The sequence below is a fragment of the Halosolutus gelatinilyticus genome (genome assembly GCF_023028105.1).
Lineage (GTDB): Archaea > Halobacteriota > Halobacteria > Halobacteriales > Natrialbaceae > Halosolutus > Halosolutus gelatinilyticus.
This window is the reverse complement of record NZ_CP095491.1, coordinates 1,941,439-1,966,386: the sequence shown is the minus strand read 5'-3', so window position 1 is coordinate 1,966,386 and position 24,948 is coordinate 1,941,439. Positions and strand designations below refer to the sequence as shown.

Sequence of the window (24,948 nt, the reverse complement as noted above, 5' to 3'; positions counted from 1 at the left end):
GTGTGACTCGGCGTTCGTCCTTCGACGGGACACTACTAACTGTTCCATTTGGAACCGAGAACGTTCAGTCAGCTATAGCCGAGCAGTACCGTGATATCCTTGCTTCCGAAGACCCCGATGATATTCTCGTTCTAACAGGGTCGCCAACAAGTACGGACACGTTCCGTGAGACGTTAGGTGCGGAACTGCCGGGCGCGGCGACGCCGTACGTAACGTCGCTCGTCGTGCACGCGACCGATGTCCTCAATCAGACCGATGACCGCGTCATTCTCTCCGACGCGCTACGGCGAGAACTCCTCCACCGATTCCTCGCAGACTACGAGTGGGAAACGGAGTACCTCCGACGGGCGTCTGAACAGCCGTCGTTCATCGAGGACGTCGACGCCTTGATGGATACAATCTCTTGGCAGACGGTCACGCCCGGGGAAACCCCAGAACTCCGTGATATCACGGCTGCGCTTGACGCGTTCCACGAGTGGCTGGCCGAGCACGGCCACATGGAACGCGGACAACTCATCTCGGAAGCGCTCGATGTCCTCACCGGGGATGCCCATGACGAGGTCGTCGATTTCGATACGGTGCTCGCGGTCGAGTTTGAGGAGTTCTTCCCGCTCGATCGCGCGTATCTCGACGCGCTCGCAGGGGACTGTGAGCTCGTTTGTATCACCGAAGAGAACGCGAGTGTACGACGTACGTGGGTTGAGGCAGGGCCAGTCACGGACTACGTCTCGTTCAGCGAGTCCCGGCGTGGGGTATCGGGGACACCGTCGACGCGACCTGCTGCGACGGCATCCTATTTCGCCGAAGAAACAGTCCCGGAAGATTCGGGAGCCGGGTCGGTCTCCGTTCTCGCTACAGACTCCAGTGACGAACAACTCGCCGAGATTGCCAACGAAATCGAAGAGATCGTCGCGCAGTCGGGCTGGAGGTACGACGACATCGCTGTCGCCACGAAGCAAAGCGGCAGTGCTGTTACGGACATTATCGAAGCGCTCGAAGGCACCGGGATTCCAACGGAATCGACAACCGTCACCGGGTTCGGTGACGATCCCGCGATTCGGGAACTCCTCGCGGCCGTTCGGTATCTCGCCGTTGACGAAGATGATGTACCAGACCACGGCCCAGAACTCGATACAGAGCGCTTAGACCGTGTCAACGAGACGGACAGCCTCGAAGACGCGATCCGCTGGTGGGCGACAGACTCCGGGCTAAAAGAGCGGATTGCGGAGCGGGCGGCCCCGTTGGATGCACGGGCGCAGTTCGGGAACGTCCGGCGGGCGTTCCGCATGGCCGAGTTCCTCGAAGATACGGAATTCGTGGATGCCACGTGGGAGTCTTTCAAGGAGATGCTCGAACGCGCCCACGAGTACGCACCGCAACAAAACCAGACGAGTGCGACGGATCTCAACGGCGGCGTCCGCGTTGATCACTTGCAAGCGATTAAGAACGAGTCCTTCCGCGCGGTGTTTCTCGTGAATCTCGTCGACAGTGAGTATCCAGGTGACCCGTTCTTGACACGGTTGTTCCCAACCGAGCGAGTTGCGTCAATGCCGGACTACCCTGGCGTCACTGAACTCGATAGATCGGATGTGGATGCGACATTCCCGACGATGTCGACAGCGTCAGGACGACCGTTCGCGCAGTACCACACGGAGCACGCGCGGCGACGGTTGGCTGTCGGTGCGAGTGCGGCGGCGGAGCGACTATACTGTTGTCTCTACGAGTACGAAGACACGGCGCTCGAAGAGCGTGCGCAGGCGTCGCGGTTCCTCACAGCGGCGTATGAGGATCTTCCGTGGGTGACCGAGGCCGATGAGCCACACATTACGAGTGAGCAAGCGGCGGAGAAGTACCTGCTGTCGCGGGTTGACGACGCACTCGCGGAAGTGCGCCGCGCGAACAGTCAGGACGTGACGGTGTCGCTCGACGAGGTCGAAGCGGAACTCGGTGAGATTCAGGACCTACTCGAACAGAGCGGCTCCCGAGGGGACGAGCTCCGGGAAGCGTTGCGTGCACGTGTCGAATTTGCTAACGGGGAGGTGCGGCGATGAGTTCGTCGCTCTCCCCGTCGCGGTTAGCGAACTACGCGACGTGTCCGCGCCTGTACGACTACCGCTACGCTCAGGACGTGAACGCGCCGGACCGTACAGAACTGTATCTCAACCAAGGAACGATCTACCACGAGACTATCGAAGAGGTGTGTAATGCGACTGACCGCGATGACGGCCCGGAGACAATACACAACCGGGCGATGCAGGTCTTCGATGCGAAGTGGGACGAACACAGTACTCCGGACGACTACGAATCTGCTGCGCATCAAGAGTACCAGCGAGCTGAGAACCGCGCTGCCATCACGTCGTTCTTCGATCCGGAAGGCGGTGATGGGATCGAGCACGCTCGCTACTCCGTCGATACGGAATGTTGGGTGGAGTGCGAAGTGGATGGTCGAGAACTCCACGGGAAAGCTGACAACGTCGTCCGGACTGACGACGGGCTCCACATTTTCGACTACAAGCGGAACACGAACGGGGTTCTTTCGTCGGGGACGGCCGAGTACCTTGGCGACCATCTCGACGGGGAGGCCCACGAACCGAAGCGGGTCCGGAACGCGTTCCAGACAGCGACATACGTCGAAGGCGTGAAGAACGAACCGTTCTACGAGGACGGGATGGAGGTCCGGTTCAGTTTCTACGGGATCCTCAACAGCACGTCGTTCGAGAGCACCCCAAGCGGATACGACGTGTCCGCGCGTGGCTGGCCTCGGGAAACCACGGAAATATACGAGGACCACTACGACACGATCTGGGCGCTCATCCGGGACGCCCACGATGGCATCACGGGTGAGACGTACGAACCGGACTTGCTCGACCTTATCACTGAGGAGGCGTGCCCGGACTGCGACTATCGAGAAATGTGTGCTGACCGACTGTCCACGGAGGTGCAACGATGAGCGACGAGGCCGAGTACCCGTCCTGGTTTCCGGTGCCAGAAGCAGATGTCTCACCGGAGCCCCAACAGGAGTCAATTATCGACTCAGACGCGTACCCGATGCGTGTCCTCGCAGGCGCAGGCACGGGCAAGACGTTCACGATGGTGCGGAAGATCGAGCACCTCATCGACGAGGAAGACGTCTCGCCGGACCGGATTCTCGCGTTGACGTTCACGAACAACGCGGCGGACTCGATGCGCGAGAAACTCAACGCAAAACTCGGGACAGCGGGGTACGACATCGACGCGTACACGTACCACTCGATCTGCAACGAGATCCTCACCGACTACGCCTATGAAGCCGGGATCGATCCGGACTTCGAGGTTGCCACGGACGCCGAGAAGTACGCTATTGTGCTGGATGTTCTCGACGACATTGAGTACCGGTCAGTCAAACCCAACGTGTACGGCAGCGACGGATACGCGTTCGGAGCCGCGTCGAAGCTGCTCAACTTCATCGGGTCGATGAAGCGTAGCGGCATCTCGCCAGACGACATCGACGCGTTCCTCGGGCCCGCCGACCGCGTCTACGATCTCGCCGACCTCCCGGAGCGCATCGAAACGATTGCCAACGACCATCTCGGCGGCCGTTCCGTGTCAAGCGTGCTGAACTCACTTCCCGATGTGCGCGATGAACTCACCGCGGAACGCGACGCATTGGGAACGATCGGGATCGAAGCTAGCGCCCGGGACTTCCTCGGCCGGCTCGTCGATCTGTGTGATGCGCTTGAAACCGCGTTCGAGGCCCACGAAGATGGCGAGCGTGACCTGCCAGACAACGCGTACAAACTCCCGAAGTACCTGTTCAGAGGGTATGCAAGCGGTGCCCCGAAAGGGATCCCGGACGATCTGGACCTCGAACTCACGGATCATCTCGACTCGTTCGTTTCCGACTGTCTTACTGCCCGAGATCTCACCGCAGGGTACGCTGCGTACGAGCGAGAACTGGACGAGCGCAATCTCATCGACTTCGACGGCCTGGTAGTCGAGACAGCTGCGCTGATGGACTCTCCGGTTGGCGAGGAAATCGCCGAGCGGTGGGACTACGTGTTCTGCGACGAGTTCCAAGACACGGATCGCCTCCAGTTCGACCTCGTCACGTCACTCGTCACCGACGATAATCTGTTCGTCGTCGGGGACGACGATCAGGCGATCTACGAATGGCGCGGCGCGAACGTCGCCAACATTACCGACGAACTCGACCGAGCCTTCGCGGCGCTCACGGACGAACCGCTGGAGGAGAACTTCCGCTCCCGACAGCCGATTCTCAACCTGGCGAACGAGGCAATTCAGAAACTCGACCACCGTGAACGGCACAAGACACTCACTCGCGTCGACGAACCCGCGTACGACGGGGACACCGTCGCTACCATCGAACTCCCGGACGAAGACGACGACTCGGACGATGCACCCCAACTTCGTACCGTCGTACAGAATTTACTGAGCGGTGCAGCAGAAAATCTCGATGAGGCGTACGATCCAGGCGACATCGCGTTACTCGTTCGGAAGAACGCCCACGCGACACCTGTCATCGAGGAATTCGAAGACGCTGGCATTCCGTACCAGGTTGCTGGGGATTTGGCCACGGAATCAGTCGGCGTCGGAACCGTCACTGCCTACCTGAAGGCGCTTGCACGGCCGGAAGATGAGGTGAGCTGGAATCGCGTCCTCCTGATGCGGTACCGTCTGTGCGACGCAGACCTCCGCACGCTTAATACAGGCGACGACCCGCTCGTGGATACGCTCCGGGAGACACCGCTCGACGAGTTTGAGGAGCCTAACCGCGTCGCAGAAGCCCGCGAGCACGCCACGGAACTACTCGAACTCCGCGACTCTGCGTCACTCAGTCATCTGTACCGCGAACTCACAGAACTCACAAACATCGAGTGGTATCTCAGCGAACAGGAGCGCCGAGACCTCGCCCAGCTGGAGGACGTCATCGAACAGTACGGGGACAGCGCCGTCCAACCGCCGCTCACCCCGGAGTTCATCGACTCGCTTGAACACTACGACTCCCTGTTCGACGAGAGTGGCTCTTCCCCAACGAGTCAGCCGGACGTCGCCGACGACGCGGTCAACGTGATGACTATCCACAAGAGCAAGGGCCTAGACTTCCCGGTCGTCCTCATCCCGCAAGTCACGGCCGACGAGTGGGCCCCGAGTTCACGTACGTACGACGCGCTCGAAACCAGCCTCTCGGATGACGCGGAAGCAGCGTTCGCCGAGGATTTCATCGAGCGTGATGCCCGTGAGACCCGCCGTGTGTTCCACGTCGGGATCACGCGTGCCGAAGACATCCTCGTCCTGCAGGGTGGCAGCGAGGAAGACGACGATGCTGAGGACGAGGACTCCGTTTCAGAGATTGTTGATGAAATTCTCCCATCTCGAATCCCATGGCAGCCAGAGCGAGGACATCTCCCGCTCTGGACGGATGTTCAAGAGTGTCTCTCGGATGAGGCAGTTGACTGGACTAACTCGCTGGCCAGCGATAATGTCGGAAATGTCGGTGGTACCGTCAGGCACGATGGGGAAGAGCTCGCGGTTAGGGTTGCGCGCGACCGCGTACTAAACCTTGCAACGGCCACTCTCGACGGGAATCTCTCACCAAGAGCCGAGCGGGAGATACTCCAGGTTGCGTCGCTGACTGGCCCGTCAACACCTTCGCCATCGCTCTCTCACAGCTACACGTCGCTGGCGGCCTACGAAGAATGCCCGCGGAGTCACTACTTGGAGTACGTGATCAATGCGTTCCCCGATTACCAGGAGACCACAAGCGACGCCGGGGATGGCGTGTCGCAACGTACAATCGGGTTATTGTTCCACGACACCGCGGAGCAAGCTGCGAATCAAAATGTGGAACGCAGTGAGGAGTGGTACGAAATCTGCGAGCGACTCGCCAGTCAGCGCCGCGCTGACGACGCGCTCCCGGCGGCAAAACAGTGCATTGACCGGTACTTCGAGTTGAATCTCCACAGTTACGAGATCATCGACGCAGAGCGAGAGTTCGAACTCGAAATCGATGGGCACGAACTCGTCGGCTACATTGACGCCGTCTACCGGACGTCTGACGACGAACTGGTCGTCATCGACTACAAGGCGACCGAACGCCACCGCGACCTACAGGACGACAAGCAACTCCCAATCTACCTCTTAGCGTGCCGTGACCTTTACGATGAGCCTGTTGCACGCGCGGGATACGCCTATGTCGGTGACATCGGGCCAAAGGTCGAATCCCGAACATTCAGCGATGACGACCTCGAAGCGATCAGGGACGGCGTGACGAAGTCGATGAACCGTATTGCGGAGTTCTCGTTCAGTCAGTACACTGCGGGCGAACACTGTCAATGGTGTCAGCACAACCAACTCCCCTGCGCACCAGAATCATTCACCGTCGGGCCTGGATTCGAAGAGTAGTATAGATTGTGTCTGAAGGCCGCAAGTTCGGGTTCGGGCTCGGGATTATCAGTCAACAGCCATCGAAGATTGATCAGGACGTACTATCGCAGTGTGGGACGCAGATTTCGATGCAGATTCAGAACCCGAACGACCAGGACGCGATTAAGAAATCCGTCGAAGCCGACGGCGAGGATGTTCTCCGAGAGCTGTCAGGGTTAGCCTGGGCAAGCAGTCGTCTCAGGGGATGCGATGAACACGCCAGCGTTGATACAGGTTCGACAGCGACGCACGCCTCATGGGGCTGGAAGCCGGCCCGTGATCGAGAAATGGCACGAAGCCTACGATGAACGGCAGCGCGAACCGACCCGATCAGAAGGAGCCGACTTCGGTGAGGATAATTCGACAGGGGTGCAAGATCTGGACTGATGAAGTGGTGTGTGAATAATCACCTCCACCTCCAAAATACGCTGGTATTAGGGCCTAATACGCCAGATAATTGCGGACACCCCCCGTGTCCCAGTACAAGTCGATATGGTAAACGCCCAATAGCTATCGCCACCCGGCGGAAATTGATTATGGATCGATCGGCTAAGAGATACCGTTCCGAGCGAAATCATTGTCCTCCGCACCGTACTCTGTTGGATCCCGGAAGTTAGGCTCTGCCGGATTGACTCTATGCTGTGAATGTTGAGCGGCGGTCACGACGGGTCGATATCTGTCGTTGCCAGTGCTTGCGCAAGGAGTTCGAGATCCTCACGAGAGTCGATGGTGGTGAGCCACCGGTCAGGAAGTGATTCGCTCCCGAAGCGTGCGCCGGCGAGCGCGCCCGTGACGGCCCCGATAGTGTCTGTGTCGCCGCCACGGTTGACTGCGGTCACGATGGCGTCCTCCGCACTGTCGGCTGTCAGCGCGTCGTACAGCGCCGTCTGTAGCGTGTGGACAACGTAGCCGCTGTTTGGTAACTGGCTCTCATCGACGTGATCCGGTATCAGTCGCAGCGTCTCGACGAGTTCGTCCGGCGCGTCTCGTTCGACGCGGTCGAGTGCGTCCGTAAGCGGATCGTCGTCGCCCCGAAGGTACCCGGCGATCGTACAATTCAGCACGGTGCACCCGTAGGTACATCGCGGATCGTAGTGCGTAATCGCCGAGGACAGCCGACTCACCTGCACGAGCGCGTCGGAGTCATCGGCGAAGGCAATCGCGTGCGGTGCACACCGCATCACGCTGCCGTTGCCGGCGTTCGATCCTTCGGCGCGGTGTTGCCAGACCTCGCGTCCGGCGTCTCGCCAGGATGTTCCGTTCGCGTACTCGCGGATGGCATCGGCGGTCATCAGCCCGATGTCGAACGGATCGCCCTCGTGCCACTCGTGGAATCGATCGGCGATATCATTCCCGTTGAAGCCTCCCTGCTCAACGAGGCTCCGTGCGATGCACAGCGCGAGGTCGGTGTCGTCAGTGACGGTTCCCGCGGGTTGCCTGTGCGTGCCATGTCCGAGCATCTCCGTCACGGTTCCATGCTGATCAGCGATCTCCCCTGCGGAGCGGAATTCCACGGGACGACCCAAGGCATCGCCACAGGCGAGACCAAGCAAAACGCCAGTAGCCACCTCTGAAGTAACCATGGCTCCTAAATTGCAACGACGAAATTTAGTCCCTGTTCTATAATCCGCTGAAGGAGTGGAACCGTCGCAACATTCGCCCCTCCGTTTCGCCTTCAAACGATTGTTCTTACTGGTTCTTCGGACCTCCTACCGTTGATCTCGGTTCGTCGGCTTGTGCAGTCCCATCTGCGCTGCTCGGAAGAGGATTTTTATGACCATAGGTGCGTGTCGACACATGTTCCGACGTTCGTTCCTGACGGCCCTCCCAACACTCTCAGCACTCCCGGTTATCTCCGACCGACTTAATCCCGGGCACCCGCCAACAATTCCATCGGAAGGGAGCTTCATGTTCTGGTTCCATTTTCATTCAGCTATCCAACGTGAGCGGGTGATGAGCACCAAAGACGCGCGCGAACGAGTAGTAGCTGACCTTGATCTGGACAACCTCACCGACAACGAAGCAATCCGGTTCCTGAGATTGGCAAATGAGGGCGCGTACGACACCGACGATATGCCCGGGCGATGGCACGGTGTCTTCGAAAATATAGGACAAGAAATCTAAGGATGGATCTGAAGCCTGTGTAGAGGAGTCGGATATTCTATTGATTCAGAAGGAATCTGTGGCCTCCACAGAATCGTGATTGCTACGCACACAGCTCCGCAGGCATTTGAACTGTGAGTATAATGCCGCCTCCCGGATTTGAACCGGGGACAGCTCGATCTTCAGTCGAGTGCTCTCCCAGTCTGAGCTAAGGCGGCTCACCTTCATCTCCGGGCATGATATAAAAAAGGATTTCGAATCGCGATCGCCGGACGACAGCAGGATGACGCGACGGCCGCAAGGTCGGCGTGCGATCGAGTAGTCCGCCGCTGGAACAGTAATGGCGAGGATACGATCGCAGTTGGGTCCCCCTGACCCCGACTGTTGGAATTTCGGATATTCAAGACACGCTTTTCCGCGCCGGAGGGTAACATCATGTTATGGAAGCCCTTACCTCGAGCCAGGGAGAGACTGAACTCTCTGCCGACACCATCCTGGAGCTCCTCGCCAACCGCCGCCGGCGGTACCTCCTCTACGCCCTTCGCGGCCAGGACGGCCCGATCGAGCTCTCGAAGGTCGCCGAGCAGGTCGCCGGCTGGGAACACGACGTCCCGCCGGACGAGGTCGCGAAAAACGAGTACAAAAGCGTGTACGTTTCCTCGGTCCAGTGCCATGTGCCGAAACTGGCCGATGCGGGCGTCGTCGACCACGACGAAGAGAACCACACCGTCGTACTCGCAGACAACTTCAAGCAACTCGAGCCGTATCTGCGCATCGTCGTCAAGGACGAACCGGAGAACTCGACGCTCCACGCCGCGCTCGAGGCCGAGTCCGACGAAGGGCTTCTCGGCCAGATCCGAGAGAACGTCGCGCGGCTCAAACACTGACGTCTCGAGGCTCGCATCGGTCCCCGCCCCTTCTCCGCAATACAATACTCGACTGCGTGCACCGTCGATCGAGGATCGCCTCGCCGAACCCGGCCGGAATTGACCGCGATTCCGACACCCCGGAGCGACCGGTTTCGGCAACGCAACCGGAAGCGAAATTCCCGTTCGAGCGGCACTAATGCGCGCGAATTCGTCCTCGTATCGATCATCGGTAATTTCGGAAACCGGGCGGCCGGAGTTTTCAGACGAGACGACATACGATCGAGTCCCGTCCGCGACGGCGATTGCAGCCGCTCGAGCCATAACCGGCCGTTGCCCGCGGACCCCACACCGCCTTCGAACCGAGCCACCGACCGTTCGACACTTCGAGAAACACATGGATTCGACCGACACCGACACCACCCCGATCGATGGATGGAACGCGATCACGCGCACGCTCTTTGCCCTCCTGACGGTCGCCTTCGCGGCGTTCGTCGTTTGGATGGACGGCCAGCCGACGACCGTGTTCGTGTGCGCTACCGTCCTCCTGCTCGTCGCCTTCGGCGTCGAACTGAGCGAAATCGAGTTCGACCGCGGCGTGACGATCACCTTTCGAACCGATCGCCGATCGAGCGACCGAGGCCGGACGGACGACGATGACTGACTCGCAGTCGATCTGACGCCGCCGGATCGGTCGCGGACGCCGCCGAATTGAACGGTCGATTCGCGCGCACTCCGGCGCTAGCGCGATCGCGTCGATCGGCGTTCGAACTCGTTCTAGCGATCGTATCGACGATGCCGAACCGCAGGGACTCGGGTGGGTTCGAACCACGCGAAGGCGATCGCTCACTCCGTTCGCGCTGCGACTTCTCTCGTTCGAACCGCCCTCACGTACAGTCCTGGCGCTCGCGGAGTTGCTCGCGACAGAAATGGGCTCGGGCGGGTTCGAACCACGGTCGCAGCAACGCTGCTCCCTGATTAGAACCCCCCTCGTATACATTTCTCTGGCTCACCGTTGTTCGCCAGAGAAATGGGCTCGGGCGGGTTCGAACCACCGACCTCGGCCTTGTAAAGGCCGCGTCATGACCAACTAGACCACGAGCCCGCAACCGACAGGAGAGGCTCCGTCCGAATAACCTTTACTTTCTCGGGTGGCAGGTGACGATCATGGTCGCCCCCCGCGTCTGGAAGGGACTCCTCGCGATCGCCGTCGTGTCGATCGTCCTCGTCGGGCTCGTCGAATTCGACGTCCTCGCCGCGCCGTGGACCGCGGACGAGGGCGAGGTCCGCGTCACCGGTGACGAAGACGACGAGCCCAAAGCGGTCGTCGAGGTCGAAGTCGCGGACACCGCGCGGGAACGGTACACCGGGTTGAGCGATCACGACTCCCTCGAGAACGGCACCGGGATGCTGTTCGTCCACGACGAGGAGGCGGAACACACCTACGTCATGCGGAAGATGGACTTCGACATCGACATCGTCTTCATTGACGCCGACGGGGAGATCACCACGATCCATCACGCCCGGGCGCCGGAAGAGGGCGAGGACGGTAACGACCTCCGGTACCCCGGCCGCGGAAAGTGGGTCCTCGAAGTGCCGCGAGGCTACGCCAACGAGACCGGTATCGAGGCGGGCGACGAGGTCGAGATCGACCTCGACTCGAACGAGATGGCGATCGGAACGATCGTCGAAGGGGACGCGCAAGCGGAGGCGACGACCGGCGATTCGGCGGTCGCCGTCGACTCTCGATCGATCGCGGCGCGGCCGTATTTCGGTTCGTAGCAAACCCTTATTGGCGGGGACCTCTGAAGCGAGGATAATGAGCGGCGTCGACTGGGACGAGGACGATCCGTTCGAGGAGCAGCGCGAGCAGGTCGAGAACCCGATGAAGCGGCTGTTTTTCGAGTACGGGCGAAACTACCTGGGTCCGGCGACCGTCGGTATCGTCGCGAGTATCTTCGCACGCTTGTTGGATCTCGTCCCGCCGATCCTGCTCGGCTTCGCCGTCGACGCGATCTTCAAGGCGGAGAACGGGAAGGAGTTCACTGACATCTGGTTCGTCCCGACGGAGTACATTCCCGGGAACGAGGAGGGGCAACTCCTCCTTACCGTCGGCCTGATCGCGGGCGCGTTCTTCGGCGCCGCGCTGTTCCACTGGGTGCGAAACTGGGGGTTCAACGCTTTCGCGCAGAACATCCAGCACGACATCCGCACCGACACGTACGACAAGATGCAGCGGCTGAACATGGACTTCTTTGCCGACAAGCAGACCGGCGAGATGATGTCGATCCTCTCGAACGACGTCAACCGGCTGGAGCGCTTTCTCAACGACGGGATGAACTCTCTGTTCCGGCTGGTCGTCATGGTCGTCGGCATCGCCGGCGTCCTCTTTTACTACAACTGGCAGCTCGCGCTCGTGGCGCTGCTGCCCGTGCCGTTGATCGCGCTCTTTACGTACTACTTCATCAGGATCATCCAGCCGAAGTACGCCGAGGTGCGGTCGACGGTCGGCAGGGTCAACTCCCGGCTGGAGAACAATCTCGGCGGGATCACGGTCATCAAGTCGAGCAACACGGAATCCTACGAATCCGATCGCGTCGAGGACGTCTCCAGGGACTACTTCGACGCCAACTGGGACGCCATCGAGACCCGGATCAAGTTCTTCCCCGGACTGCGGGTCCTCGCGGGGATCGGCTTCGTCGCCACGTTTCTCATCGGCGGGCTGTGGGTGCTTTCGGCCGAAGGACAGGCGCCGTGGATCTTCACCGAGCCGCTGGTGCTCGGCGAGTTCGTCACGTTCATCCTGCTCACCCAGCGGTTCATCTGGCCGATGGCCCAGTTCGGGCAGATCGTCAACATGTACCAGCGCGCCCGCGCGTCGAGCGCCCGGACGTTCGGGCTGATGGACGAACCGGCCCGGATCGCGGAGGGTCCCGACGCGGCCGACCTCGAGATCACGGCGGGTCGCGTCGAGTACGACGACGTCACCTTCAGCTACGACAGCGAGTCGCGTGGCGCCTCGGATCAATCGACCGAGGAGCAACGCGACTCGGGAGACGAGACGGAGGTGATCGTCGAGGGGATCGACGTCACCGTCGAGGGCGGCGAGACGCTCGCGCTCGTCGGCCCCACGGGCGCCGGAAAGTCGACGGTACTGAAGCTTCTGTTGCGGCTGTACGACGTCGACGAGGGCGCGATCCGGATCGACGGACAGGATATCCGGGACGTGACGCTGCCGAGTCTCCGGCAGGCGATCGGCTACGTGGGCCAGGATACGTTTCTCTTCTACGGCACCGTCGAGGAGAACATCAGGTACGGGAGCTTCGACGCCGACCGCGAGGAGGTGATCGAGGCCGCGAAGATGGCCGAAGCCCACGAGTTCATCGAGAACCTTCCGGAGGGGTACGACACCGAGGTCGGCGAACGCGGCGTCAAGCTCTCGGGCGGACAGCGCCAGCGCATCTCGATCGCCCGCGCGATCCTCAAGGATCCCGAGGTTCTCGTACTGGACGAGGCGACCAGCGACGTCGACACCGAGACCGAGATGCTCATCCAGCGCTCGATCGACGACCTCGCGGCCGATCGGACGACGTTCGCGATCGCTCACCGGCTATCGACGATCAAGGACGCAGATACCATCCTCGTTCTCGAGGGCGGCGAAATCGTCGAGCGCGGCACGCACGACGAACTGCTGGCGAACGGCGGGCTCTACTCCCACCTCTGGGGCGTCCAGGCGGGCGAGATCGACGAACTCCCACAGGAGTTCATCGAACGGGCGCAGCGGCGACAGGCGCGTACGGAAATCGACGCGGACGTCGGTGACGACGACTGAGTGTCCACAGCCCGCCAAAACAATCGATCGAAACGAGCGCCGTCCGCGCTCAGAACGATTCCTGTTCCTGCTGGCCCTCCTGTCCGGGAGCGCCCTCGTCCTGTCGCTGCTCGCCGGAGGCCGGCGGCGTCCGGTCGCTGTAGTTTTTCCGTCCGATCGCCTCGTCGCCGACCATGTTCATGATCGCGCTCTCGACTTCGCCGTAGTCGGCGTACTCGTCCTCGCCGAGCGGCCCGATGAGTTCTCCCAGCGTCGTCGTTTCTCCGCTCATCTCGACGGTTTGGTCGCCGTACTCGTCGATGAGGTCGTCGTGGCTGATCGGATAGTCCTCGTTCTTGAGATCGTCCTGCACGTCGCCGAGTTCGACGCCGAGTTCGCGACTGTCGTCGGGCATATGACTAGCATCGTCACCGCGCCGGATACGGATTCGGCCTGCGTTCGCCGTGGCCGTCGGGCGACGATCGATGCGTCGACCGTCGCTCGCCCGTCGTGCGACGAGGATCGACGGGAGGGCCGCCAGCGCACCGAGGAGTGCCGCCGAGACGACCAATTCCGGTTGAGCCGCGACGGCGACGACCGCGACGACGGTGGCGGCCCCGACGATCGTCGCTCCCGAGCGAGCGCGATCGGCGGCCGCCGACCCGATATCGAGCCCCGCTCTCGAAGCGCCGAGCGGCCAGGTCGCGAGGACGCCGCCCGCGAGCGCGGCGATCAGCGCGACCCGCTCGATCGGGCTGTTGCCGGCCACCGCTGGGACGGTCAGCCCCAGCACGATCGCGAATGCGGTGATCGTCCGATCGACCGGCGAACGAGCGAGCAACCACCACGTCGCGGCGAGGTAGCAGCCGCCGATGGCGATCCCCGCGACGACGTCGAGCGGGTAGTGGACGCCGAGGACGAGCCGAGTGAGCGAGACGGCGGCGACGACGAGGCCGGCGACCGCGACCCGGAGCCGTCGCGTCCCGCGATCGATCGACAGGGCGAACAGGCCGTAAGCGACGGTCGCGGCGACCGCGTGCCCGCTCGGGAAACCGTAGCCGCTCGCCGTCGCGACCGATCCGTAAGTGGAAGCGACCCACGTCGGGAGGAACCCGGGTTCGATCGTCGCCACGTCGGGTCGAGGCAACTCGAAGTAGTACTTCAGGGCGGTCGTCAGCAGTATTCCGCCGAGGATGACGCCGAGGTGCCACGGCCCGCGCGGTCGACCGAGCGCGGTCGCGTCGCCGCGAAATCGACGCGCGGTCGCCACCGCCGCGCCGAATCCGAGCAGCAAAACGAACCAGACGTCGCCTAACTGTGTCACGATCGCGGCGACCACCGCGAACCACTCCGGAACGGGTGCCCGGATCCCTTCGAGCAGGCTCCCATCGCGATACACACGCGTCGTTCCACGGGATGTGGAATAACGAGCCTGCACGAACACGCAGGGTGCGCCGCGATCGCGGCTCGAGGACGACTCGCCACCGCGGGTTTCATGATCGCCGGGTTGGAGTACTCGTGCATGAACCTCTCCGACGCGACGTGGACCGAGGTACGCGACGTCGAGACCGATCTCGCGGTGGTCCCCGTCGGCAGCACGGAACAGCACGGCCCCCACGCTCCGCTCGGGACCGACGTGATCGCCGCCGAGGCGGTCGCCGACGCGGCCGTCGATCGAACCGATCGCGAAGTCGTCCGCGCGCCGGCGATCCCGATCGGCGTCGCCGAGGAACACCGCCAGTTCCCCGGGACGATGTGGGTTTCCGCGGAGACGTTCCGGCGCTACGTCCGCGAGGCGGTCGCGAGCCTCGCCCACCACGGTCTCGATCGGGTCGTGCTCGTGAACGGGCACGGCGGGAACGTCGACGCCCTGCGCGAGGTCGGCGGTCGACTCACCCGGTCGGGCGAGGCCTACGCGGTCCCGTTCACGTGGTTCGAGGCCGTCGGCGACCACTCGGCCGAGATGGGCCACGGCGGCCCGCTCGAGACCGCGCTACTGCGCCACGTCGACCCCGACATCGTCCGCGAAGACCGCGTGGCGGATGCGCGAGCGGGGCGAGCCGACGGCTGGGGCGAGTGGACGAGTTACGTCAACCTGGCCTACGATGCGGCGGAGTTCACGGAGAACGGCGTCGTCGGCGATCCGGCCGACGGCGACGAGCGACGGGGCGAGGAGCTGCTCGACCTCGCGGCGGACGCGCTGGTTCGGCTCCTCGACGCGGTCGCCGAGCGAGACGTCTCGCGACCCGATCGGCGGTAGCCGCGCAGTGGTCGACCGGCGATCGGGTCGCGAAAGCGGCGAGTCGACCGACCGGCACAGCTATCGCCGCTAGTGACGCGATCGAGCATCAATCGACGGGGGACGAGCGCCGGTAACCTGCGCGAGTCGGGACGAGCGGGAGTTACTCCGCTTCCGCTTCTTCCGCCTCGTCGGCATCTGCGTCGGCGTCCTCCGCCTCCTCGTCTTCCTCGTCTGCCTCGTCTGCGGGACCGGCGTTTTCGAGCGCGCTCCGGAGCGCCGGGATCGTCGACGTCAGATCGGCAACCTGCTCGCTGGCCTCGGCGACGTCCTCGATCGCATCTTCGAGGTCCGCGAGCTCGGCTTCGAGATCGTCGGCGTCGTCGAAGGCGTCGGCCCGCTGGCCCATCGTGAACCACTTCTTGGCGTCCCGGAGGTGGGCCTCGGCGTCGCCGACCTCGAGCGATGTTTTCAGGCCGTTGAGAGCGCCGAGAACGTTGTCCGCGTCGGTTTCCCAGACATCGTCCGCAGCCGGGAGTTCCGCCCACGCGTCTGCGAGCGAGGATTCGACATCCTCGCGCATCTCGGAGGCTGCTTCGCCGAACAGTTCATCGTCGTCGCCGAGCGTCGCTTGACTCATGATATTACCTTCACGGGGGCCGAGGTTAAAAGGTAGCCCGAAAGTGAAAGTGAAATCGGTCGGAAGCGGATCGGTATCGGTCGAACGACAGCGGCGTTTCGAAAGGAACGTCGTCGAGACCGGAGGAGCCGGTTCGCCGGACGTTTATCGTAGTGCGTTACCAAATGCCACTATGGATCGGAGGCGATTCCTCGTCGCGTCCACGGCGATCGCAACGGCGGCTCTCGCCGGTTGTAGCGGCCCGGAAGACGACGGCGACGATGACGGCGGCGGGTATGACTTCGGAGTCCAGACAGCGGTGGCGAGCGAGCGCGCGAACGAGTAGGGCAGCCGACCGCCTCGATCGACGCCTGGCGGCGGGACGAAACGCGAACGGGGAGTCGGTTTCGGGCGCCCGTCAGGCCCCGTCCCGACGAACGTCTCGAACGGACGCGAGTCGCATCAGCGGGTAGCCGTCCTCCATCTCCATGCGCGCGACGACCTCCCGATCCTCGTAGTCGATCACGATCTCGACCTCGAGGAACCGCCCCGTCAGTTCGGTGTAGTCGGCGCTCGAGGACGCGACCGCCGACGCCAACGCCTCGGTGTCGACGTCGACGGTTACCGCGGTGCAGTGGGGCTGGTTCTCGATCGACTCCTCCATGGCGCGGGCGAGACTCGGGGCGCTATCGGGTGAGATCGGCGCGCCGGCGAACTGGTGGTACAGCGAGCCGAACTTGATGCCGGCCTCGAAACAGGCCGCTTCGGCGTCGGTCGGGGTCGCGTCGGTACCCATAGGCGAGCACACGCGCGACGGCGGGAAGGGGGTTCCGATACGGGCCGCGATCCGAGCGCGAACGCAGGATCGGACCCACTGGCGATGGGCCCGCGCCGTGAGAGCGACGACCGTACCGCCGCGGAATCGCACGTTACTTATCGACGCTTGCCGTCCCCCCGAACGAATGGCACAGTCGGTCTTGCTCACGGGGGCTGCGGGGCGTGTCGGGGAAGCGATCCTCGGTGGTCTCGCCGACGAGCACGAGTGGCGATTGATGGATCGCGACCCGCCGACGGACGATCACCCGGGCGAGTTCGTCGTCGCGGACGTCACCAACGAAAACGCCGTCCGAGAAGCGATGGAGGGCGCCGACGTCGTAATCCACCTCGCGGGCGATCCGCGCCCCGAGGCGCCGTGGGACAGCGTGCTGACGAACAACATCGACGGCACCCAGACCGTCTTCGAGGCCGCCGTCGAGGCCGGCGTCGAGAAGGTCGTCTTCGCCTCGTCGAACCACGCCGTCGGCGCCTACGAGACCGACGAGCGCACGCCCGACATGTACCGGCCGGACCACGACTACCTGCTCGACGGCACCGAGTTGCCGCGCCCCGGCAACCTCTACGGCGTCTCGAAGGCCGCCGGCGAATCGCTCGGCCGATATTACCACGACGAGCACGGACTCTCCGTTGTCTGCGTTCGTATCGGGAACCTCACCAAGGGCCACCCGCCGATCGACTACGAGCGCGGACAGGCGATGTGGCTCTCCTACCGCGACTGTGCCCACCTCTTCGATCGCTGCATCCGCGCCGACTACGGCTACGAGATCGTCTACGGCATCTCCGACAACGATCGCAAGTACTACTCGATCGATCGAGCGCGCGAGGTGCTCGGTTACGACCCGCAGGACAACTCCGCCCACCACGAGTGAGGCCGTCCGGCACGTCGACGATCCGTGTGAACGCCGCGAGCTGTTAGAAGAGCCCCTCGACGTCCGACTCGCGGGTCCGCCGTCGTTCGACGTGTTCGCTCAGCCGCTGGGAGACGATTCCACGGTGCTCCGCTTCGCGAACGAAATCGAACAGCAGTGAGATGAATTGGCTGTCGTCTTCACCCGCCGCGAGATCCGTCTCCGCGTAGGTCCGCGCCCGTTCGATCGGTTCCTCGTCGAAGCCCAGCTCCTCGGCGAGGACGATCGCGGCGATCGTCGTCGGTTCGAATTCGAGATCGGCGAGGCCGGGCGTATCGGTCTCGTGATCGATCGGGACCGGCGGGCGCCGTTCGATGATCTCGGGATCGGACGCGAGAATCGCGAGGTACGATCGGACCGGTTGGAGTCGAACGTCGCGGTAGCCGTCGGGAAGGCCGTCGAGGTAGTCCAGCCCGCTGTTCGCGAGGCCGATCGCTCCCGTCCAGTTGCGATTGCGGGCGTGGTAGACGGCGGCGGTGAACTGGATCAGTCCGTGGAGGAGCCGTTCGTCGTCGGTCCCGGACTCGAGGTCGAGCCAGCGATCCTCCCAGGCGTCGTGGGCGGCGTGGTAGTACCCCTCGTTATAGATGGCGATACCTGCCCGAAGCCGATCGCGCATGGTCGTCGTTTCGGGTCGACGGGGATAAAGGGAAACGGTGATCGCCGGATATGTACCGCCTCCGGCCGGGCGGGCAGACAACTGCCGAGCGGGGAACGAGGCGATGAGCAGCGAATCGCCTCGGACCGGTTATTCGCCGCCACCGGTCACGGCGGTACACGAACGGAGGGCGAGATAGCCTATTATTATACAGTCACTTCGATAGACTGGTCCGATCGAAAATCGGAGCTAACGCGGGTAACGACCCGTTTATTCCGGGACGGCGGTCTCTAACCGCGGACCTTCGAGACGACGGCTCGAGTGCCACGGGCGGCGCGTTCGGACCGTGCCACCGCGTCCAGAATCGCCTGGAAACGGACGATCGATCCCCCGAAGAACGGGCTCGATGCCCGGATCGATCGCGCTCCGATCGTTTCGGTCCCCACAACGGCGAGGACGAGCAGATGGACGCGGCGATCGACGAGACGAAGAGATACCCGATGGGGCCGATACTGTCGATGAGTACCGCGAGCCCCTTGCGAAACAGCAGCTCTTCGGGATCGGGACGAGGAGCTCCAGTGCGAGTGCGACGATCGATTGCCCTCCTCGCGCCGGAACCGGTGTAGCACGTCCACGAGAACTCCGTCCCGCGCGACGCAGCTCACAGTGAGAACCGACGAACGAACAGTCGGTTTCGTTCCGATCAGAACCCGTCTTCCCACCGGAACCGGCCGTTTCGCTGGACGACTTTGTCGTCGATCTCGAGGCGAGCGTCCTCGCTGACGTCGAGGATCATGTCGGTGTGAACCGCCGACTCGTTGCCCGTCTCGCCCTCGGGGAGACACGCGTCGTACGCTCGCCCGACAGCGAGGTGAACCGTGTCGCCCATCTTCTCGTCGAAGAGGATGTTGTCGGTGTATCGATCGATTCCACGATTCATGCCGATCCCGAGTTCGCCCAGGCGGCGAGCGCCCTCGTCGGTGTCGAGGATCGCTCCGATGACGGACTCGCCCTGCTCGGCCACGTAGTCGACGACCTCGCCGTCCTCGAACTCGAGGCGAACGTTCCGGACCGGCGTCCCGCGGAGCGTCATGGGGACGTCGAACGTGACCGCTCCTTCGGTGGCGTACGGCGCGGTGAAGACCTCGCCGCTCGGCAGGTTGTGCGAGCCGTAGGCGACCGACGCCGCGCTGTTGACCCCGGTCCGATCGTCGATCCGCATCCGGAGGTCGGTCCCGTCGGCGACGAGTCGCACCTCCTCGCCGTCGTCGAGCAGGTCCTTGAGCTGCGCCATCTCCTCGGCCAGCGCCTCCCAGTCCCGCAGGATGGCGTCGTAGGCGAACTCCCGGTACTCCTCGTAGGCCATGTTCGCCTGCTGGGCGAGCGATCGCGTCGGATGGACCGTCGAGACCCAGCGGGTGTCGAAGCGGGCCTCGTGGATTTCGGTTCGGGCGCCGTCGTAGGCCTGCCGGGTCTCGCCCGGAACGTCCGCCATCGCGCTGGTGTTTCGCCCGCCGCCGATCGAGAGGACGACGTCGGCCCGCTCGTACAGCGCGCGCTCGAAGTCCGGGTTCTCGTCGAAATCGCCGTCGTGGGTGCGGAGGTACGCGCGCGTGATCTCTCCCGAGCCGTACATCGTCAGCAGGTTCGCACCGCGCTCGCCGAGTTTCTCGGCGACCGCGACGGCGAGATCGTGCGCCTCGGGACCGACGACGAGGATGACGTCGTCGCCCGCTTCGACCCGCGCGCTCCAGTCGACCAGCACTTCCGCGTGCTCGCGTACGCGTTCGTCCATGGGCGCACCTCGCGAGCGACCCACAAAACGCTCCCCGTTTCGATCGGCGCCGCCGGCTTCACTCGAAGTCGCCGAGAAGCTCCCCGCATACGTCAGCCGCGTCACAGAGCAGAGCGTCGGCGAGCAGGTAGTAGACGTCCGTTTCGGCCCGTTCTCTCGGCCGCGCTTCTCCCGACCGCCACCGAAGCCCGACGTGTCCGTTCTGGAGCAGGTGCGCCGCGTCGTCGACGACGAGCCGGAGCAGCAGCGACCCGCGCTCATGGAGGAGGTCGCGAAGGCGGCGGGTGAGGCCGAGGACCCTATCCGACGATCGTATAAACAGGTCGTAACGTCTGCGATCCGGTCAGGCTGCCGCCCGGTCCTCGCCCGCGGCCGCGCGTCGCGATCGGACGAGCGCGACGACGGCGTAGACGACCGGCGTGTCGAGCACGGCGATCGCGAGTTTCAACAGGTACTGGCCAACGATCAGCGAGAGGAGAACGGGGACCGGGAGCACGTCGCCGACCCCGAGGACCGCCGGCGCGACGGCGAACCCGATCGCGACGAAGATGATGGTGTCGATCGCCTGGCTGCTCGCCGTAGAGCCGATGTTCCGGAGCCAGAGTTTCTCGGCGCCGGTGCGGTCGCGAATGCGGTGGAAGACGAAGACGTCCCAGTTCTGGCTGACGACGTACGCCAGCAGACTGCCGACGACGATGTTCGTCGACGCTCCGAGCACCGTGGCGAACTCGGCTGCGACGTCGGGATCGGCCGCCGGCGCGGCGATCGTTGACCAGACGAGCGCCAGGACGACGAAGTTCAGCACGAAGCCGACGTTGACGACGATCTGGGCCGCCCGCTTGCCGTACAACTCGGTGTAACAGTCGCTCGCGAGGAACGTGAGCGCGTAGGCCAGCGCCGCCCCCGGCAGCACGAGTTCCGCGCCCGCGATCGGGAGCGCGACGGGGAGTTCGAACGCGAGCACCTTCGATGCAGTCAATTGCGCCGTCACCAGCGCCGCCACGAAGAACCCGATCAACGTGACCTGCGCGACGGTGGGCGTAGCGCGATGCTGTGTCATGGGACCGATCTATTCGGCGGATCCACCTAAGCGGTGCTATTCGCGGGTGATCACGGTGTGCGGTACCGATTCTCGTCCGATTCTTCGAGGGTGATCGAGAGGGACGGCCGGTCGCGGTCGACTCCGACCGCGGTCGACTGCGGTCGGTCTCGATCGACGCTGACCGGCGGAAAATCGGCGCGAACCGACGGCGCTCGGATCCGACCCGCTCGGAATCGAGCCGGCGTGATCTGGACGAACGGGCAGTCAGTGACTGGCGGGCCACGGTCGTTCACCGGCGCTGTCACCGAGACCGATCGGGCCGCCGCGTCACCCGCACAGCGATCGAACGGTCCGTTTCGTCGGTTTCGAGTCGGTCAGGTTCGAGACATTTCGGCGCCGTGATCGCCGTATTATCGCCGCGATAGAAGTACCGATCCGAGCGACGTTTTGAGAATCAACCGGTAGAAGGTCGGTTTCCTCAGGTATTATTTCCGTTTCGAGATGAAAACTATAACACAACTGTTATACGTGTCGCGGAAGTTCGTTCACTTGCAATGGCGAAAGGCAACGTTGATTTCTTCAACGACACAGGCGGTTACGGTTTCATTTCGACGGACGACGCGGACGATGACGTATTCTTCCACATGGAAGACGTTGGCGGTCCGGACCTCGAAGAAGGCACAGAGATCGAATTCGACATCGAACAGGCCCCCAAGGGCCCCCGCGCCACCAACGTCAACCGCCTGTAAAACGGCTTCTCACGTTCGGTACCGGGTTCAGTTTCGATTATCACTTTTCGGTAATTCATCGGCCGGTGACACGTACGGCGGCGACAGTCGCCGAATTCCTGCGATCGGTATATCGTCACCATTATCTACGGTCACCGGACGCTAACGCGACTACACGATGGTCTCGTACGGGCGAGGATGCGAAAATCGGAGGGAACGTCGCCGTGTTCGGCAGCGGCCGTAATCGAGTACTACGATCCATAGGGGCTGCGATACCCGACGTTTCGCCGATGAACGCCTCGAAACCAGTATCAAACCCGCCGATACGGTATTGATAACAAACAGTCAGTCTACTGGTGTGAACGCATGGGTGAAACATGGACGATCTGACCGGGTTTCAGCGAGATCTCCTGTACGTCATCGCCGGGGCCGATCAGCCATCCGGCCAAGACGTGAAAGAAGAGATCGAATCGTATTACACAAGTGACATCAATCACGGTCGACTGTACCCCAACCTCGACACGCTCGTCAACAAGGAGCTGGTCGAGAAGGGACAACTCGATCGACGGACGAACTACTACGCAATCAGCGACAGCGGGCGTCAGTCGATCGAACAGCGTCGAGAGTGGGAAGAACAGTACCTCGACGACCTGTAACGAACCGTTTGACCCCTCGGAGCGCCGGCGCCGCACGACGTCCGATCGTGCGACCCGATCGCGCCGAAGGCGGTGCCCGAATCCGCCGGCGCGACGAACGCCGACGAGAGCAGCGCGGGACGTCCGGTCGCACGTGTCGGCCGAGTAGCCGATACGGCCCCGATCGGATCTCGCTGCACGGCACCCCGTTGTGATCCGTGCCCGTCGAACCCGCCTGACGGTCTCTCCGCTCCTTCTCGGCGAGTACCACCAAATTTACAACGGCCAGCGACAGAGCCAGCGTGACAGTCATGCCCGATCGACCGCCGTCTCCACTCGCACCGCCCTCGCCGACCGCGCTTCCGGCCGCCGCCGAGACCGATACCGCCGCTGACGCGGAGCCGACTACCGACTTCGATCGACGCGTCGTCGCCACGACGTCCCAACTCGCCGCGGCTATCGAGCGCTCGCTCGGCGTGTCCCTCGACGACGGCGTCTTCGAAGCCCTCCTCGTGGAACTCGATCGGAACGGATACGTCGAGTGGGTCGCCGTCACCCGCACCGGAGAGTACGTCTGGGACCTCTCCGGCTCGCCGTCACGCATCGCCGCGGCGGTCGCCGAAGTCGCGGCCGAGCGGTTCCGCGCCTGGATCGCGGCCGAAACCTGATCCGCCCCGCCGACGCCGGATCGACGATTCGGACTCGACGCGAACCGAGAGCGGGCCGAACGGCTCGGCGCCCACTTCAACGCAGCCAAGTGACGCCGGCCCCAGATTCGCCCATGGACGAGCACTCACCGGACGCCTACCGATCGCGGCTGCTCGCGACCCTCAGACTCCAGTATCCCGATGCGCTGGCCGACCGCGGATTCCGCCTGCTCCACCCGGCGACGAGCGAGCCGTACACGGACGATCGCCGACACCTGGTGGCGACCTGCCGATCGATCGCGAACTTCGCCGTCGGCGCGACGGTCGACGGCCCCGACTGGTGTCTCGACGCCGCCGAACACGGGCTCGCGTTCCTCCGGGACGCCCACCGAGCGGCCGACGGTGAGGGGTACCGCCTCGTCGTCGACCAGCGCGGCGATCCGATCGATCGAACGCGATCGGCGTACGGCCACGCGTTCGTCCTCCTCGCGTACGCGCGGGCGACGGCGGCCGGGATCGACGGCGCCGAATCCGCGCTGCGCGACGCGGCCGATCTGCTCGATCGCCGGTTCCGCGACGAGACGGGCCTGCTCCGGAGCGACTGCGATCCCGACTGGACGGAGCGGGAGCCCTACCGCGGGCAGAACGCGAACATGCACGCCTGCGAGGCGTACCTCGCGGCCTACGAGGCGACCGGCGAGGCGCGGTTTCTCGAGCTGGCGCGGACGATCGCGACCCGCCTCACCGTCGATCTCGCGGCGGAAACCGACGGGCTGCTCTGGGAACACTACGCCGCGGACTGGGAACACGACTTCGAGTACAACGAGGACCGGCCCCGCCACCAGTTCCGTCCGCCGGGGTACCAGCCGGGTCACCACGCCGAGTGGGCCAAATTCCTCGCCCTGCTGGATCGCTACGACGGCGCCGAATCCGGGGAAGCCGACCGGGAGTGGTACGCGCGAGCCGTCGAGCTGTTCGACGCGGCGATCGACCTCGGGTGGACGGGAGACGGGTTCGCGTACACCGTCGACGCGGGCGGGGATCCCATCGTTCCCGACCGATACGGGTGGGCGCTCGCCGAGGCGATCGGCGCGGCGGCGGCGCTGGCCGAACGAGCGACCGTCCGCGGGGACACGGCCGCGAGCGATCGGTTCCGCTCGCGACACCGCCGATTCGTCTCGCGCGCCGAACGGTACCACGGCCCCGCCGGCCTCTGGTACGAAAAGCGAACGTCTCCCCAGGACGGGAACGAACCGATCGCGCCCGATCCGCCGGGGGTCGAGCCGGATTACCACCCGGTGAGCGCGTGGTACGAGAGCTGGCGGTCCGCCGACGCCGTCTCGAACGCGAACCGGATCGACGGCGACGACCGCTGAAACGGAGTCCGGTGCTCGATCCGGCGAACGAGTGCTGGGGACGAGCCGGCAACGGGATCCGAGAGGGAATCTCCAGGTTCGTCGACTTGTATCGGAACGATCAGAACTGGTACGAACGGTTTTGAATCCGGAGCCCAGCGCGTCCGTTCGCGTCGCAATCAACCGATCGCTTACGGGACCCTGTTAACCCGCAGGCCACGGTCGCCGAGCGAGCGACCGTGTCCGCTCCTTTATGTCGCTCCCGCGCCCACGCCTAGCAAACGGATGAGAGGACGAGTCGTATCGATCGGGTTGGGATCTCCCCTCGCGCGGACGTTACAG

22 protein-coding genes, 2 tRNA genes and 1 pseudogene are annotated in these 24,948 nt (G+C 63.6%); 15 read left to right on the top strand and 10 right to left on the bottom strand.

Annotated elements, in window-relative coordinates:
* Positions 1–2 precede the first annotated feature (2 nt).
* Genes MUH00_RS09750 through MUH00_RS09740 form a run of 3 tightly spaced genes read left to right on the top strand, consistent with a single transcriptional unit; the run spans position 3 to position 6,402 of the window.
* The gene (locus tag MUH00_RS09750) at positions 3–2,051 is read left to right on the top strand and encodes a PD-(D/E)XK nuclease family protein (RefSeq protein WP_246997933.1); all 2,049 of its coding nucleotides are present in this window, start codon (positions 3–5) and stop codon (positions 2,049–2,051) included.
* The gene (locus MUH00_RS09745) at positions 2,048–2,950 is read left to right on the top strand and encodes a RecB family exonuclease (protein ID WP_246997931.1); all 903 of its coding nucleotides are present in this window, start codon (positions 2,048–2,050) and stop codon (positions 2,948–2,950) included. The genes MUH00_RS09750 and MUH00_RS09745 overlap by 4 nt, the downstream gene beginning before the upstream one ends.
* A complete protein-coding gene (locus MUH00_RS09740; protein WP_246997929.1) occupies positions 2,947–6,402 on the top strand; it encodes an ATP-dependent helicase in 3,456 nt (1,151 codons plus the stop codon). Before MUH00_RS09745 ends, MUH00_RS09740 begins: the two co-directional genes overlap by 4 nt.
* Before the next feature lie 680 nt (positions 6,403–7,082).
* On the opposite strand, the gene MUH00_RS09735 is transcribed toward MUH00_RS09740, so the two are convergent.
* Positions 7,083–8,006, bottom strand: a complete 924-nt coding sequence (locus tag MUH00_RS09735; RefSeq protein ID WP_247003942.1) for an ADP-ribosylglycohydrolase family protein — start codon at positions 8,004–8,006, stop codon at positions 7,083–7,085.
* 370 nt (positions 8,007–8,376) lie between these two features.
* On the opposite strand from MUH00_RS09735, the gene MUH00_RS09730 reads away from it, so the two are divergent.
* Positions 8,377–8,547, top strand: a complete 171-nt coding sequence (locus tag MUH00_RS09730; protein WP_246997928.1) for a hypothetical protein — start codon at positions 8,377–8,379, stop codon at positions 8,545–8,547.
* 123 nt (positions 8,548–8,670) lie between these two features.
* Here the strand turns inward: MUH00_RS09730 and MUH00_RS09725 are convergent.
* A tRNA-Phe gene (locus MUH00_RS09725) sits at positions 8,671–8,744 on the bottom strand.
* Positions 8,745–8,966: 222 nt separating this feature from the next.
* Between MUH00_RS09725 and MUH00_RS09720 the strand changes: the two genes are divergently transcribed.
* Both MUH00_RS09720 and MUH00_RS09715 read left to right on the top strand, forming a co-directional pair.
* Positions 8,967–9,413: a DUF7344 domain-containing protein gene (locus MUH00_RS09720; RefSeq protein ID WP_246997926.1), complete on the top strand. Its 447-nt coding sequence runs from the start codon at positions 8,967–8,969 to the stop codon at positions 9,411–9,413.
* Between the two features lie 376 nt (positions 9,414–9,789).
* Positions 9,790–10,056 (top strand): hypothetical protein, encoded by a 267-nt coding sequence (locus tag MUH00_RS09715; protein WP_246997924.1) that lies wholly within the window; start codon positions 9,790–9,792, stop codon positions 10,054–10,056.
* A gap of 367 nt (positions 10,057–10,423) precedes the next feature.
* Here the strand turns inward: MUH00_RS09715 and MUH00_RS09710 are convergent.
* Positions 10,424–10,497: transfer RNA gene (locus MUH00_RS09710), tRNA-Val, on the bottom strand.
* A 62-nt stretch (positions 10,498–10,559) separates the two neighbouring features.
* Here MUH00_RS09710 and MUH00_RS09705 point away from each other — a divergent pair.
* Both MUH00_RS09705 and MUH00_RS09700 read left to right on the top strand, forming a co-directional pair.
* Entirely contained in the window at positions 10,560–11,174 is a 615-nt protein-coding gene (locus MUH00_RS09705; protein WP_246997922.1) for a DUF192 domain-containing protein, read from the top strand.
* Between the two features lie 37 nt (positions 11,175–11,211).
* Positions 11,212–13,224 carry an ABC transporter ATP-binding protein gene (locus tag MUH00_RS09700; protein WP_247003914.1) on the top strand — a complete coding sequence of 671 codons (2,013 nt, stop codon included), beginning with the start codon at positions 11,212–11,214 and terminating at the stop codon, positions 13,222–13,224.
* 49 nt (positions 13,225–13,273) lie between these two features.
* Here MUH00_RS09700 and MUH00_RS09695 read toward each other — a convergent pair whose 3' ends face one another.
* Positions 13,274–13,618, bottom strand: a complete 345-nt coding sequence (locus MUH00_RS09695; RefSeq protein ID WP_247003941.1) for a DUF5789 family protein — start codon at positions 13,616–13,618, stop codon at positions 13,274–13,276.
* 477 nt (positions 13,619–14,095) lie between these two features.
* A pseudogene (locus tag MUH00_RS09690) lies at positions 14,096–14,473 on the bottom strand (phosphatase PAP2 family protein); the annotation flags it as partial.
* A gap of 252 nt (positions 14,474–14,725) precedes the next feature.
* Between MUH00_RS09690 and MUH00_RS09685 the strand changes: the two are divergent.
* Positions 14,726–15,463, top strand: coding sequence for a creatininase family protein (locus MUH00_RS09685; RefSeq protein WP_247003912.1), 738 nt, complete (start codon positions 14,726–14,728; stop codon positions 15,461–15,463).
* Positions 15,464–15,605: 142 nt separating this feature from the next.
* Here MUH00_RS09685 and MUH00_RS09680 read toward each other — a convergent pair whose 3' ends face one another.
* Positions 15,606–16,082, bottom strand: coding sequence for a DUF5790 family protein (locus MUH00_RS09680; protein WP_247003910.1), 477 nt, complete (start codon positions 16,080–16,082; stop codon positions 15,606–15,608).
* Positions 16,083–16,254: 172 nt separating this feature from the next.
* Between MUH00_RS09680 and MUH00_RS09675 the strand changes: the two genes are divergently transcribed.
* A complete protein-coding gene (locus MUH00_RS09675; RefSeq protein WP_247003908.1) occupies positions 16,255–16,407 on the top strand; it encodes a twin-arginine translocation signal domain-containing protein in 153 nt (50 codons plus the stop codon).
* 72 nt (positions 16,408–16,479) lie between these two features.
* Here MUH00_RS09675 and MUH00_RS09670 read toward each other — a convergent pair whose 3' ends face one another.
* The gene (locus MUH00_RS09670; protein WP_247003906.1) at positions 16,480–16,857 is read right to left on the bottom strand and encodes a dihydroneopterin aldolase family protein; all 378 of its coding nucleotides are present in this window, start codon (positions 16,855–16,857) and stop codon (positions 16,480–16,482) included.
* Positions 16,858–17,023: 166 nt separating this feature from the next.
* On the opposite strand from MUH00_RS09670, the gene azf reads away from it, so the two are divergent.
* Positions 17,024–17,767 carry an NAD-dependent glucose-6-phosphate dehydrogenase Azf gene (gene azf / locus MUH00_RS09665; RefSeq protein ID WP_247003904.1) on the top strand — a complete coding sequence of 248 codons (744 nt, stop codon included), beginning with the start codon at positions 17,024–17,026 and terminating at the stop codon, positions 17,765–17,767.
* A gap of 43 nt (positions 17,768–17,810) precedes the next feature.
* On the opposite strand, the gene MUH00_RS09660 is transcribed toward azf, so the two are convergent.
* The 3 genes from MUH00_RS09660 to MUH00_RS09650 form a co-directional block, all read right to left on the bottom strand.
* Positions 17,811–18,425, bottom strand: coding sequence for a DUF309 domain-containing protein (locus MUH00_RS09660; RefSeq protein ID WP_247003902.1), 615 nt, complete (start codon positions 18,423–18,425; stop codon positions 17,811–17,813).
* Positions 18,426–19,107: 682 nt separating this feature from the next.
* Positions 19,108–20,199 carry an aminopeptidase gene (locus MUH00_RS09655; RefSeq protein ID WP_247003900.1) on the bottom strand — a complete coding sequence of 364 codons (1,092 nt, stop codon included), beginning with the start codon at positions 20,197–20,199 and terminating at the stop codon, positions 19,108–19,110.
* Positions 20,200–20,542: 343 nt separating this feature from the next.
* Positions 20,543–21,259, bottom strand: a complete 717-nt coding sequence (locus MUH00_RS09650; protein ID WP_247003899.1) for a queuosine precursor transporter — start codon at positions 21,257–21,259, stop codon at positions 20,543–20,545.
* 536 nt (positions 21,260–21,795) lie between these two features.
* Between MUH00_RS09650 and MUH00_RS09645 the strand changes: the two genes are divergently transcribed.
* The 4 genes from MUH00_RS09645 to MUH00_RS09630 all read left to right on the top strand — a co-directional run bounded on the left by MUH00_RS09645 (position 21,796) and on the right by MUH00_RS09630 (position 24,627).
* Positions 21,796–21,990 (top strand): cold-shock protein, encoded by a 195-nt coding sequence (locus MUH00_RS09645; RefSeq protein WP_247003898.1) that lies wholly within the window; start codon positions 21,796–21,798, stop codon positions 21,988–21,990.
* Positions 21,991–22,346: 356 nt separating this feature from the next.
* Positions 22,347–22,625 (top strand): PadR family transcriptional regulator, encoded by a 279-nt coding sequence (locus tag MUH00_RS09640; RefSeq protein ID WP_247003897.1) that lies wholly within the window; start codon positions 22,347–22,349, stop codon positions 22,623–22,625.
* Positions 22,626–22,915: 290 nt separating this feature from the next.
* The gene (locus tag MUH00_RS09635; RefSeq protein ID WP_247003940.1) at positions 22,916–23,272 is read left to right on the top strand and encodes a hypothetical protein; all 357 of its coding nucleotides are present in this window, start codon (positions 22,916–22,918) and stop codon (positions 23,270–23,272) included.
* A 113-nt stretch (positions 23,273–23,385) separates the two neighbouring features.
* Positions 23,386–24,627 carry an AGE family epimerase/isomerase gene (locus MUH00_RS09630; RefSeq protein ID WP_247003896.1) on the top strand — a complete coding sequence of 414 codons (1,242 nt, stop codon included), beginning with the start codon at positions 23,386–23,388 and terminating at the stop codon, positions 24,625–24,627.
* The last annotated feature ends 321 nt before the right edge of the window (positions 24,628–24,948 follow it).